Source organism: Rahnella laticis, assembly GCF_015644585.1.
In the GTDB taxonomy this organism is placed as follows: Bacteria; Pseudomonadota; Gammaproteobacteria; order Enterobacterales; family Enterobacteriaceae; genus Rahnella; species Rahnella laticis.
In genome coordinates this window covers 1-12,912 of sequence record NZ_JADOBI010000015.1, presented here as the reverse complement: position 1 = coordinate 12,912, position 12,912 = coordinate 1, and the positions used below count along the sequence as shown (strand labels likewise).

Sequence of the window (12,912 nt, the reverse complement as noted above, 5' to 3'; positions counted from 1 at the left end):
ACTGCGGTATGGCAACTGGCAAGCTGCCCGATGCTGGGCAGATCCTGAATTCCTTAATCAACAGCGTTCTGTTATTGGACGACGAATTGGCTGTGCATTACGCCAATCCGGCCGCTCAGCAGTTACTGGCGCAAAGTTCCCGCAAACTCTTTGGTACCCCTTTGCCGGAACTGGTGGGATATTTTTCGCTCAATATCGACTTAATGCGTGAAAGTCTGACAGCCGGACAGGGCTTTACAGACAGTGAAGTGACTCTGGTTGTCGATGGGCGCGCACATGTTCTTTCACTGACCGCGCAGATGCTGCCGGAAGGTTTCATTCTGGTCGAGCTGGCGCCGATGGATAACCAGCGACGTCTGAGTCAGGAACAATTGCAGCATGCTCAACAGGTTGCCGCGCGTGATTTGATCCGCGGCCTGGCCCATGAAATCAAAAACCCGCTTGGCGGGCTGCGTGGTGCCGCCCAGTTATTATCCAGAGCACTGCCCGATCCGGCTCTGCTGGAATACACCAAAGTCATTATCGAGCAGGCCGACCGTCTGCGTAATCTGGTTGACCGCCTGCTGGGGCCACAACGCCCAAGCCAGCACGTCACACAAAGTATTCATCAGGTTGCGGAACGTGTTTGCCAGCTGGTGTCGATGGAAAAACCGGATAACGTTCAGCTGGTCAGAGACTATGACCCGAGCCTGCCAGAACTGGCGCACGATCCGGATCAGATAGAACAGATTTTGCTGAACATCACCCGCAACGCATTGCAGGCGCTCGGGGAGGAAGGCGGCACAATTACTTTGCGCACACGCACGGCTTTCCAGATTACGTTACACGGCGTGCGTTATCGTCTGGTGGCCCGTATCGATATTGAAGATGACGGCCCCGGCGTACCGGCGCATTTGCAGGACACCCTTTTTTACCCCATGGTCAGTGGCCGCGAAGGGGGCACCGGTTTGGGCCTCTCTATTGCGCGCAGTTTGATTGATCAGCATTCGGGTAAAGTTGAATTTAACAGTTGGCCAGGACACACCGAATTCTCGGTTTTCCTGCCTATTCGCCAGTGAGGTTCTTATGCAACGAGGGATAGTCTGGATCGTCGATGACGATAGCTCCATCCGCTGGGTACTTGAACGCGCGCTCACTGGAGCCGGTTTAACCTGCACCACGTTTGACAGCGGCAATGAAGTGCTTGATGCCATTGCGACTCAAACCCCTGACGTTTTGTTATCAGATATCCGTATGCCCGGCATGGACGGTTTAGCGCTGTTAAAACAGATTAAACAGCGCCATCCGATGCTTCCGGTCATCATAATGACAGCGCATTCCGATCTGGATGCCGCGGTCAGCGCCTATCAGCAAGGTGCGTTTGATTATCTGCCAAAACCGTTCGACATCGACGAAGCCGTTGCGCTTGTCGAGCGTGCGATCAGTCATTATCAGGAACAACAACAACCAGCCCGCAGCCAGCCTGCCAGTGGCCCGACGGCTGATATTATTGGTGAAGCGCCAGCCATGCAGGACGTCTTCCGCATTATTGGCCGGTTATCACGCTCTTCAATCAGTGTGCTGATAAACGGGGAATCCGGAACCGGTAAAGAGCTGGTCGCCCATGCTTTGCATCGCCACAGCCCGCGCGCCAAAGCGCCCTTTATCGCGCTGAATATGGCTGCGATCCCGAAAGACCTGATTGAGTCCGAGTTATTTGGCCACGAGAAAGGCGCATTTACCGGGGCGAATACCATCCGTCAGGGACGTTTTGAGCAGGCCGATAACGGCACGCTGTTTCTCGATGAAATCGGTGATATGCCGCTTGATGTTCAAACCCGCCTGCTGCGCGTGCTGGCTGACGGGCAGTTCTATCGGGTTGGCGGCTACGCACCGGTAAAAGTGGATGTCCGGATTATCGCGGCTACCCACCAGAATCTGGAGTTACGGGTTCAGGAAGGCAAATTCCGTGAGGACTTATTCCACCGTCTGAACGTGATCCGCGTCCATCTGCCTCCGCTGCGTGAACGTCGTGAAGATATTCCGCGTCTGGCCCGTTATTTCCTGCAAGTTGCGGCGAAAGAGCTGGGTGTGGAAGCCAAAAATCTTCACCCTGAAACTGAAACGGCGCTGACGCGTCTGCCGTGGCAAGGGAACGTGCGCCAGCTGGAAAATACCTGCCGCTGGTTAACCGTTATGGCCGCCGGCCAGGAAGTGTTGATTCAGGATTTACCGAGTGAATTGTTTGAAACGACAGCACCAGAGACGGGTGGGCAAAGTCTGCCGGACAGCTGGGCAACGCTGCTGGCACAATGGGCCGATCGCGCCCTGCGTTCCGGTCATCAAAATCTGTTGTCAGAAGCACAGCCGGAGATGGAGCGTACGCTGCTGACTACGGCGCTGCGCCATACTCAGGGGCACAAACAGGAAGCGGCACGTTTACTGGGCTGGGGACGAAATACCCTGACCCGTAAACTGAAAGAACTCGGCATGGAATAACGTCATTGCCAGAAAGCAAAACAGCCGCAAATGCGGCTGTTTTTGTTTGTGCGGCGAACGTCAGATAACGCGGGAAAATTGCTGCTGGCGAACCTGGCGGCGCAGGTAAATATCAAAACACATACAGATATTACGGATCAGCAGACGGCCACGCGGGGTGACCTGAATGAGGTTTTCACTGACTTCCACCAGACCGTCTTTGACCAGCGGCTCCAGCAAGGCCAGATCATCGGCAAAGTAATCCGTAAACTGAATCCCGTGACGTTTCTCGATATCGGCAAAATCCAGTTCAAAATGACAGATTAGTGCTTTGATTACGTCGCGGCGCAGGCAATCGTCATCTGTCATTACCAGACCCCGCCACAGCGCATTTCCTTCAGCTTCCACACGGGCATAGTAGGTTTTCAGGTCTTTTTCATTCTGCGCATAGGTGTCGCCCAGCATGCTGATCGCCGAAACGCCCATGCCTAATAAATCGCTGTCGCCCTGCGTGGTGTAGCCCTGGAAGTTGCGATGCAATTTCCCTTCGCGCTGGGCCACGGCCAGTTCATCATCCGGGCGGGCAAAGTGGTCCATGCCAATGAAGCGGTATCCGGAATCTGTCAGCGAAGCGATGGTTTCCAGCAAGATCTTCAGTTTTTCTTCGGCGCCGGGTAAATCGGCATCTTTGATTTTGCGCTGAGCGGCGAACAATTTCGGCATATGCGCGTAGTTGAAAACGCTCAGACGATCGGGGTTCAGCTGCGCCACGCGTTTCAGTGTATACGCAAAACTTTCTGCGGTTTGTTTTGGCAGGCCGTAGATAAGATCGATATTGGTGGAGTTGAAACCCAGCGCACGCGCCCGTTCAATCAGCGCAAAAATGAAGTCTTCGTCCTGCTCGCGGTTCACCAGACGCTGCACTTCTTTATTGAAATCCTGCACGCCCATGCTCAGACGATTAAAACCTTCGCTGCGCAGATGATCGAGAACATCCAGCTCTATTTCACGCGGATCCACTTCCAGCGACATTTCGGCTTCAGGCAGGATATCGAAGTGTGCCCGCAGAAGGCCCATCAGGCGGCTTATCTGCGCTTTATTAAGGTAAGTCGGAGTACCACCGCCCCAGTGCAACTGGCTGACCTGACGGCCTTTAAAGAGCGGTGCACGGTGGCTGATCTCTTTCTCAAGGACGTTAAGGTATTCTTCGGCTTTATGCTGCTGGCGGGTCACCAGTTTATTGCAGCCGCAGAAATAGCAGAGCTTATGGCAGAAAGGAATGTGCACATACAGCGAAAGGAAACGCTCTGGATAACGCACAGCCGCTTTTTTAAAGGCCGCATCATCGTAGCTTTCGCTGAATTCGAGTGCTGTTGGATAGGATGTGTATCGCGGACCTGAATAGTTGTACTTCTGGATCAGCGCTAAATCCCAGACGGTTGTCTGTTCTGACATGGGGTGACTTACTCCTTCCGGCGTCGGATGCTGCCGGTTCGCCTTACAGGCAGGTTTTGGGCCTGCCGTGCAAAGGTCGCTCTGCGCAAACGTGCTTTGGTTTTCGATAACCGCCGTAGTTTACCGAATAACCAAAGCATATAACATGCAAAGAGTAAGGCTATTGCCGGGATGACCCAGCGCATGGCTTAGAAACCGTCTTTTGGATTTCCGCGCTTCAGCAACTGCATCATATCTTCGTTCTTCTCTTCTTCTTCGTCATCTTCATCGTCGCCGAGTTCAATGCCGAGGATTTCCATCAGAACATCAATACGATCCAGCGTCTGATCAACGTAAGCCTGATCTTCTGCGCTCAGTGCTTTGCCGTCATCGATGAGGTCCAGGAGTGAATCCAGACGCTCATCATTTTCCAGCAACGTCAGTTCTTCTTCCGGCGTCATTTTTGGTTTTGCATCTTGCTTCGGCTGCGCGGCTTTTTTAGCTTTCGCCGCATTGTTCGTTACTGTCTCAACGATTAATGGCACCGCTTTCTTGCTGCCGATGCGCGGATCGGCTTTCTTAGCGCCGGAACCGTTTTGATTCTGGGCCGCATCCGGATTGGCGCGTGAGCCTGCTTTATGGCCACGGCGCTTGTTATCACGCTTGCGTTCGCGCGCTTCGATATCAAGCTCTACACGACTTTTCTTCTTCGTTTTAGCTGTCGCGGTTTTGGCGCGTGGTGCTTTCGCTGGCTGTTTCATGGCATCTGCTCTTAGGTGTGTACATTTAGTATAGATTTGCGGCGGAATCTAGCAGAAAGCGAACAAAGAAAAAAGCAGCAAGGTAACCTTGCTGCCTTTTTCTTTCCTTCGTCTGAAGGATATTCATCAAACACTTTCCCTGTATAGCGTCAACGTCCCGGTTTTTCCTTTGCCTTTCAGAGCCTCCGGCCCCGTTCGTCCTTAAATCGCAATGCATTTCCCGTGATCCGTGAATGCAGAATTCGTCCGTGTTTCCCTACTTGCCTTCATCGCGTAAGAATTACTTTACCCGACTGGCGCAAAGGCTCAAGATACCCGCCAGCCGCCAGTGAGGTTTCGGAAACACTCAAATTTTATCTTGTTGATTACGATAAGAATTAAAAAATACGGCGATAAAACAAGCGAAATAACCCGCATCATGAATAGCAAATGTCTTACATCATGAAGGCAATTTCCCCCGCCTTCATCTCTGTGGTCCCTTCGCCTCATCATTCGGATTTCAAAAACACAAACACATCTCGGCTCTGTTGCAGTTATAATCGCCAGCCAGATACTCATGCCTCACGGAGACGCACGTTTTGACCAGCCAAACTTACAACTATCATATGACCCATTTCGTCATGAGCGCCCCGGATATCCGGCACCTGCCAGCTGACGAAGGCATTGAAGTCGCATTTGCTGGTCGTTCAAACGCCGGCAAATCCAGTGCGCTGAATACGCTGACGCAGCAAAAAAGCCTCGCACGTACCAGTAAAACGCCGGGACGTACTCAGCTAATCAACCTGTTCGAAGTCAAACAGGGCATCCGTCTGGTCGACTTACCGGGTTACGGTTATGCAGAAGTACCGGAAGAAATGAAACGCAAATGGCAGCGCGCGCTGGGCGAATATCTGCAAATGCGTAATTCGCTGAAGGGTCTGGTTGTGCTGATGGATATCCGTCATCCGCTTAAAGATCTCGATCAGCAGATGATTCAGTGGGCAGTGGATGTTGGTACGCCGGTAATGTTGCTGCTGACTAAGGCCGACAAACTGGCTTCCGGTGCGCGTCAGGCACAGATCAAGATGGTCCGTGAAGCGGTAAAAGAATTCATGGGCGATATTCAGGTTGAAGCGTTCTCTTCACCGAAGAAAATGGGCGTGGATAAACTGAGCGATAAGCTGAACAACTGGTTCAACGAGATCCCACCGGAAGTGCTGGAAGAAGAATTGTCCGGCGAATAACGTTACCGGCCATTATGAATGGCATGTGTAAGTAAGGAACATCATCAGGGTGGCCAGCAGGTCGCCCTTTTTTATGGATTGCGTTTGAGGGAAACCATCGCAACGTCATGAAAAGCTCAATAAAAAACGCCCCAGACATAAATGCCTGGGGCGGCTAAAATATTCAGCCAAATCCGATTACGTGAAGTAAAAGGTCTGAAAGATAGAACATCTTACCTCTGTACCCTACAAGAGAAACTTTACCCTATTTCCTGACGGGGAAAAAGAACTTTTTGTAGTTTACTTACACAAAAATCGCGGATTATGCGATCACCTTCAAGGTCTGAGCACATAATCCTGTAGCTTAATTACAAAAAAAGCTTAATTACTATCCACTTAGTCAAATGACCGCTTAGTGAGCCTGGTCCCAGTTTTCACCCGTACCGACATCCACTTTAAGCGGAACAGCGAGCTCCATGCTCGACTCCATCAAATTACGAATTTTCTCACTTGCTGCATCGACATCATCCTTATGCACCTCGAACACCAGTTCATCGTGTACCTGCATGATAATGCGGGCACGCGGAGCATCGGATTGCCTGAGCCAGTCGGCAACGCTGATCATCGCGCGTTTGATAATGTCCGCTGCGGTTCCCTGCATCGGGGCGTTGATTGCGGCACGCTCGGCGCCTTTACGGCGCATGGCATTACTGGATTTGATATCCGGCAGATACAGACGGCGGCCATCAAGCGTTTCAACATAACCCTGCTCAGAAGCCTGAGTACGTGTGCGTTCCATGTATTCAAGTACGCCCGGATAGCGCTCGAAATACAAATCCATATAACGCTGAGATTCTTTACGGGGAATGTTCAGCTGGCGGGATAACCCGAAAGCACTCATGCCATAAATCAGACCAAAGTTAATCGCCTTAGCGCTGCGACGCTGTTCACCGGTGACGCTTTCCAGTGGCGTACCGAAGACTTCCGCCGCGGTTGCACGGTGGATATCTTTACCTTCAGCAAACGCTTTCAGCAAACCTTCATCTTTGGATAAGTGCGCCATGATACGCAGTTCAATTTGCGAGTAGTCGGCAGCCAGAATGATGTAATCTTTTGGCGCAATAAAAGCCTGACGAATACGACGTCCTTCATCATTACGCACAGGAATGTTTTGCAGGTTTGGATCGCTGGATGACAGACGACCGGTAGCCGTTACCGCCTGGTGGTAAGAGGTATGAACCCGGCCAGACTGCGGGTTGATCATCAGAGGCAACTTATCGGTATACGTTGACTTCAGCTTTGCCAGACCGCGATATTCCAGAATCACTTTTGGCAACGGATAATCCAGTGCCAGCTCAGCCAGAACTTCTTCATTCGTTGATGGAGCACCACCTGGCGTTTTCTTCAGAATCGGCAATTTCTGTTTTTCATACAAAATAGCCTGAAGCTGCTTGGTCGAAGAAAGGTTGAAAGGTTCTTCCGCCAGCTCGTGTGCTTTGTTTTCCAGCTCATTCAGGCGGATTGCCAGCTCTTTGGAATGAGCGGCCAAAATATTCTGGTCAATCAAAACACCGGTGCGCTCGATATGAGACAGAACGGGCACCAGAGGCATCTCAATTTCAGTGAAGACTTTCTTCAGTGATTCACTTTCCTGAATACGTGGCCAAAGCGCCTGATGCAATTGGAGCGTAACATCAGCATCTTCCGCTGCATACGGCGCGGCCTGCTCCAGTGCGATCTGGTTGAAAGTCAGCTGATTTTTGCCTTTCCCGGCGATCTCTTCGAAACCTACAGTTTTATGACCGAGGTAGCGATCTGCAAGGCTGTCCATATCATGACGGCCAGATACGCTGTCAAGAACATAGGATTCAAGCATCGTGTCGTAGGCTATGCCTTTCATTTCGATGTCATAGCGCAATAAGATGCCACGATCGAATTTCAGGTTCTGCCCGACTTTCAACTGCTTCTCATCTTCCAGCAACGGTTTAAGTTGCTTAAGCACTTCATCGCGATCAAGTTGTACCGGCGCGTCCAGATAATCATGAGCAACGGGCAGATAAGCGGCTTTGCCTGCTTCTGTTGCGAAAGACAGACCAATCAGGTTGGCCGTCAGCGTATCCAGACCATCGGTTTCTGTATCGAAGGCGAAAACGTCAGAAGCTTTCAGATAACCAATCCATTCATCCAGTGTCACCTGATCCAGAATCGTGACATAACCGTCCTGAGACAGCTGATTGCGCTCAAGAGGTTCTGCTGAGGCCACTTCGGTTGAGTCAGTACTCTTTTTCGATGTGGCAGAAGCCTTAACAGCAGATTTCTTACCGCTCAGCCAGGTGCCAGCTTCAACATCGGCCAGCCAGCGTTTAAATTCATAACGGCCAAAGAGCTGATGAAGCTCATCAGCATCAGGTTCTGAAACGGTCAGTTCTGCACAGGTCAAGTCGAGCTTAACGTCTGTTTTAATGGTTGCCAGCTGATATGACAGATAAGCGACGTCTTTATTGTCAGCAAGCTTCGCAGCCATGGTTTTCGAACCACGGAAACTTAATGTCGATACTTTATCAAGGTCTGCATATAGAGCATCAAGGCCGCCAATCCCCTGCAACAGAGCTTGCGCTGTTTTCTCTCCAACGCCCGGCACACCCGGAATGTTATCCGAAGAATCGCCCATCAGAGCCAGGAAATCGATAATCAGTTCAGGCGGTACACCATATTTCTCAACGACTTCTTCAGGCCCGAGAATCGCATTATTCATGGTGTTAATCAGCGTCACGCCCGGTGTCACCAGTTGTGCCATATCTTTATCGCCGGTGCTGATAAGAACAGCATGACCAGCCTTTTCCGCTTCCAGTGCCAGAGTACCGATCACGTCGTCAGCTTCTACGCCGGAAACCACCAGCAGCGGCAAGCCCATAGCTTTAACCATCTGGTGCAATGGTTCTATCTGCGAGCGCAGATCATCAGGCATCGGAGGACGATGGGATTTGTACTGTTCAAAAAGTTCGTCACGGAAGGTTTTGCCTTTCGCGTCGAAAACCACAGCGACATGGCTTGGTGTGTATTGCAGCAATAAACTGCGCAACATGTTAAGCACACCGTACATCGCGCCTGTCGGTTCACCCGCAGAGTTTGTCAGCGGCGGGAACGCATGATAAGCGCGATAGAGGTAAGACGAACCGTCTACCAGGATTAAGGGGTTTTCTGCTATCTGGGCCATAACTCTTCTTTATTCGTGATCAGACATGCTCTAAGGATGCCATAGCCAGCCGGAAAGACGAACCTCGCGAGGAAAAATCATTGCGAACTTGCGAGGGATCTCGAAGGATCTTCCTGTGGATAAGTTTGTGAATAGTTTCCAAAGGGGATTATTATCTGAATTGTACCGGAAAATATTACAGAATTTTAACTACTGGTTTCATCAGGTTATAGAAAGCTGGCGGGGGATTATCGTGTAATAGAAACTTAATAGCTTTTGTGGATAGTTATATTTATTAAGAATAACTGCCGGCAGAAAACATTTATATTTTCGTCCGTGATCATTTCTGATTTTTAATTTTATGAAAATAGAACGCCAGCCCTGAGGCTGGCGTTGGGATCAAAACGTCTTATTTTTTGGTCGATAAGAAGTTAATCACATCAGAATATTGTTTGACGTAACTGTCCATTGAGCTGGTATCAAGTCCGTCATTTTTAACCATATATTTGCCGTTCACAAATACAGAAGGTACGCCTTGCAGACCCAGATCGGCAGCGGCTTTTTCCTGTTGAACAACCAATGATTTCACTACAAAGCTGTTAAGCGCAGCATCGTAGTCTTCGCCTTTCACACCGGCCTGAATAAAGACCTTACGGATATCATCAGCATTCTGAACAGACTGTTGTTTCTGAACGGCATCAAACATCAGCGGGCTGACTTTATCCTCAACACCCAGAGCAATAGCAACAGCCCATGCCTGAGTTAATTGTTTACCCAAAGGCCCCAGGAATTCCACGTGGTATTTGGTGTATTTCACATCTTTTGGCAGGTTCTTACGGATGCTGTCTGATACATGCCAGACTTGTTCGAACTGATAGCAGTGCGGGCAATAAAATGAGAAGAACTCGAGTACCTGTGGTTCATTAGCAACGGTTTTATCTAAAGTAACGTACTGTGCACCATCAGAAAACTGTGCTGCAGATACACTGAAGGCCATAACCATACCAACCAGTGCCAGGAATATCTTTTTCATATAAAGCCTATCTCCATTTAATTAAACTTCGAACATTAATCGTGACTCAGTACATTGGCATCAGCTGTAAAGGAGGTGCCTGTAATTTCTTAATTTGCTCGGTGAAAGCGGATATCTGACCACGCCAAAAATCTTCGTCCTGCATCCACGGGAAGCTTTTTGGAAACGCCGGATCACCCCAACGCTTCGCGACCCAGGCCAGATAATAGACCATGCGCATAGCACGCAGCGGCTCAATTAACGCCAGCTCGCTGGAATCAAAATCGGCGAATTCCTCATAAGCTTCCAGCAAGATATCTAACTGAATTCGTTGCTCACTTTGCTCGCCATGTAACAACATCCACATATCCTGAACGGCCGGGCCAGTGCGGGCATCATCCATATCGACAAACAGCGGGCCATCACGCCAGAGAATATTTCCCGGATGGCAATCACCGTGTAAACGCAACGACTGCCAGTCCGTATGCCAGAATTCCCGCGTAGTACGGATCAGGTTATCAGTAGCGGATAAGAAAGGTTCGCGCAGGCTGGCGGGTATCAGGGAGCATTGCGCGAGAACTTCCCGCGGCTGCGTCAGATACTCATCCAATCCTATCGTCGGACGAACTTTGAACGGGCTCTGACCACCAACCTGATGAATGCGACCGAGGAAACGGCCCACCCATTCCAGCTGGTCCAGATTATCGATTTCATACTGACGACCGCCCACGCTGGGAAACACTGTGAACAGGTAACCCTGATGGCGATGGAGGGTATCTTTATTGATTGAAAGCGGAGCGACAGCCGGTATTTCAGCATCAGCCATATCAAGCGAAAAACGATGCTCTTCGTAAATTTGCTCTTCGCTCCAGCGTTCCGGGCGGTAGAATTTTACGACGTAACGTTTTCGGTCTTCACCAAGAAATTGGTAAACCCGGTTCTCGTAGCTGTTCAATGCAGTGAGGCCGGACTCAGCAATAAGACCGACACTCTCTAAAGCATCAAGGATAAGATCCGGCGACAATGCCTGAAAATTAAATGCTGAATTGTTCATGACTTCATTCGGATTGGCCGCACAGAAAAATGACAATGGGAAATAGTATCATCTATTTTTAGCGGCACGCATGAAGTTCACATAAGTTTACATCAATCTTTAATCACGCCACGGGCACGTAAAAGAGCCGTTTTAAAGTCATCCTCATAGTCTTTCTTAAGCCCCGGAATTTCAGCTGTGCTGTCGGTACCACGCATTTTAAGGTGATAAATCAAGGTGTCATCGCTTAGTTCACCCAATGGCCCCTGATAACCACATTCCGTTGCCAGTTTCTGAATAAACTCTATCAGGTTAAGATCACAGTCTTCTTTCCATGCCGGATGCAGTAATTCAATCAACTCGTTTACGCGATGCTCTTTCATGTTATTTCTCTCTATTAGCTTACAGACCCTAAAAATAACAGGGTTATTTCTTTTGGGGAAGAGCCGGCTTGCGACGTAAAAGTTAAATCTGCCCGCCCTCATCGTAAGACGTTACAATCATCAGAATACAGACTCCCCGGCAGGAAAAATTATGAACCGCAGTGACATTACTGGCGTTATTTTGGCAGGTGGCCGCTCAACGAGAATGGGCGAAGATAAAGGGCTGGTAGAAGTAAACGGACGGCCTTTATTCGAATATATCGCCCAGAAGTTACTACCACAGGTCAGTGAAATTCTGATCAGCTGTAACCGAAATAATGAACGTTACGGAAGAGATTTTCAGACCGTCCCAGATCTGACATCCGACTTTTCAGGCCCGCTGGCAGGCATGCTTGCCGCATTGTCAGTGAGCAAAACCGAATGGGTTTTATTTGTCCCCTGCGATGTCCCTGCTTTCCCTGACAATCTTGCTGAAGTATTACAGGCCGAAGCTAGCGGGCAGTACGCCGTTTATGCACGTGATCCTGAAAGAGCCCATCCGACACTTTGCCTGCTGAATCGAAAAATTATTCCAGCGCTCGAATCTTATCTGGGAAATGGTGATAGAAAGCTGATGATTTTCTTTGAAAAAATCGGCGCCCAAACAGCTCTTTTCCATAATCCGGCAGATTTTTCAAACCTCAACACGCCTGAGGATGTTGAACTTTGGAAGGCTAACCAGCGAGATCTCGAACGATGAAAAGCACGCAGATCCCTTTACTTGGAATCGTCGCATACAGCGGAACAGGTAAGACGACGTTGCTGAAACAACTCATCCCGTATTTACGTTCGTGTGGTATCCGGACCGGCCTGATAAAGCATACACACCATGATGTTGATGTAGATACTCCTGGAAAGGATAGCTTCGAGCTACGCAAAGCCGGTGCTGACCAGACAATGGTCGCCAGCAGTAGCCGATGGGCACTTATGACAGAAACACCTCTGCAAAATCAGCCTGATCTTAACTATCTGGCCAGCCGTTTTGACTGCCAGGATCTGGATGTGATTTTAGTAGAAGGTTTCAAGCATGAAAAAATTGAGAAGATTTTTCTTCACAGAGAAAATGCTGGAACGCTTTTGGATAAATTAATCGACGATCATGTGATCGCTGTTGCTACAGATATCTCTTCCGCACCAATCTTTGACGGTGTCAGGGTTTTAGATCTGAATAACGTTGGTGAAATTGGTGAGTTTGTCATCGAGTGGTTGAGAAAAAAGAAGGAATAGGCACGACAGCCACCTTCCGACACCTTCAATATTTCCCCAAATTCTCCATAGCAAAAAGCCCTGTACGTCAGTACAGGGCTTTCCACTTATTTGATGCCTGGCAGTTCCCTACTCTCGCATGGGGAGACCCCACACTACCATCGGCGCTACGGCGTTTCACTTCTGAGT

Annotated in this window: 12 protein-coding genes and 1 rRNA gene; 5 read left to right on the top strand and 8 right to left on the bottom strand. The window is 49.7% G+C overall.

What is annotated here, in order from left to right; translation table 11 throughout:
* The first annotated feature begins 8 nt into the window (after window positions 1–8).
* A complete protein-coding gene (glnL, locus tag IV433_RS23070; RefSeq protein ID WP_195816107.1) occupies window positions 9–1,058 on the top strand; it encodes a nitrogen regulation protein NR(II) in 1,050 nt (349 codons plus the stop codon).
* A 7-nt stretch (window positions 1,059–1,065) separates the two neighbouring features.
* Window positions 1,066–2,478, top strand: a complete 1,413-nt coding sequence (glnG, locus tag IV433_RS23065) for a nitrogen regulation protein NR(I) (RefSeq protein WP_101079953.1) — start codon at window positions 1,066–1,068, stop codon at window positions 2,476–2,478.
* A 60-nt stretch (window positions 2,479–2,538) separates the two neighbouring features.
* Here glnG and hemN read toward each other — a convergent pair whose 3' ends face one another.
* Entirely contained in the window at window positions 2,539–3,912 is a 1,374-nt protein-coding gene (hemN, locus tag IV433_RS23060; protein ID WP_195816106.1) for an oxygen-independent coproporphyrinogen III oxidase, read from the bottom strand.
* A 188-nt stretch (window positions 3,913–4,100) separates the two neighbouring features.
* Complete coding sequence (gene yihI, locus IV433_RS23055; protein ID WP_152324940.1) at window positions 4,101–4,652, bottom strand: Der GTPase-activating protein YihI; 552 nt, start codon at window positions 4,650–4,652, stop codon at window positions 4,101–4,103.
* Between the two features lie 578 nt (window positions 4,653–5,230).
* Between yihI and yihA the strand changes: the two genes are divergently transcribed.
* Window positions 5,231–5,875, top strand: a complete 645-nt coding sequence (gene yihA, locus IV433_RS23050) for a ribosome biogenesis GTP-binding protein YihA/YsxC (RefSeq protein WP_195816105.1) — start codon at window positions 5,231–5,233, stop codon at window positions 5,873–5,875.
* A gap of 163 nt (window positions 5,876–6,038) precedes the next feature.
* Here yihA and IV433_RS26495 read toward each other — a convergent pair whose 3' ends face one another.
* The 5 genes from IV433_RS26495 to IV433_RS23030 all read right to left on the bottom strand — a co-directional run bounded on the left by IV433_RS26495 (window position 6,039) and on the right by IV433_RS23030 (window position 11,478).
* A complete protein-coding gene (locus IV433_RS26495; RefSeq protein WP_071892919.1) occupies window positions 6,039–6,086 on the bottom strand; it encodes a spot 42 RNA, inhibition of DNA synthesis in 48 nt (15 codons plus the stop codon).
* A 180-nt stretch (window positions 6,087–6,266) separates the two neighbouring features.
* Entirely contained in the window at window positions 6,267–9,071 is a 2,805-nt protein-coding gene (polA, locus tag IV433_RS23045) for a DNA polymerase I (protein ID WP_195816104.1), read from the bottom strand.
* A 388-nt stretch (window positions 9,072–9,459) separates the two neighbouring features.
* Complete coding sequence (gene dsbA / locus IV433_RS23040) at window positions 9,460–10,083, bottom strand: thiol:disulfide interchange protein DsbA (protein WP_101079959.1); 624 nt, start codon at window positions 10,081–10,083, stop codon at window positions 9,460–9,462.
* A 46-nt stretch (window positions 10,084–10,129) separates the two neighbouring features.
* Window positions 10,130–11,116: a serine/threonine protein kinase gene (locus IV433_RS23035; protein WP_195816103.1), complete on the bottom strand. Its 987-nt coding sequence runs from the start codon at window positions 11,114–11,116 to the stop codon at window positions 10,130–10,132.
* 92 nt (window positions 11,117–11,208) lie between these two features.
* Window positions 11,209–11,478 (bottom strand): YihD family protein, encoded by a 270-nt coding sequence (locus tag IV433_RS23030; RefSeq protein ID WP_195816102.1) that lies wholly within the window; start codon window positions 11,476–11,478, stop codon window positions 11,209–11,211.
* Window positions 11,479–11,629: 151 nt separating this feature from the next.
* On the opposite strand from IV433_RS23030, the gene mobA reads away from it, so the two are divergent.
* Window positions 11,630–12,217 (top strand): molybdenum cofactor guanylyltransferase MobA, encoded by a 588-nt coding sequence (gene mobA, locus IV433_RS23025; RefSeq protein ID WP_195816101.1) that lies wholly within the window; start codon window positions 11,630–11,632, stop codon window positions 12,215–12,217.
* A complete protein-coding gene (gene mobB, locus IV433_RS23020) occupies window positions 12,214–12,744 on the top strand; it encodes a molybdopterin-guanine dinucleotide biosynthesis protein MobB (protein ID WP_195816100.1) in 531 nt (176 codons plus the stop codon). The genes mobA and mobB overlap by 4 nt, the downstream gene beginning before the upstream one ends.
* A gap of 95 nt (window positions 12,745–12,839) precedes the next feature.
* Here the strand turns inward: mobB and rrf are convergent.
* A 5S ribosomal RNA gene (gene rrf / locus IV433_RS26490) occupies window positions 12,840–12,912 on the bottom strand; the annotation flags it as partial.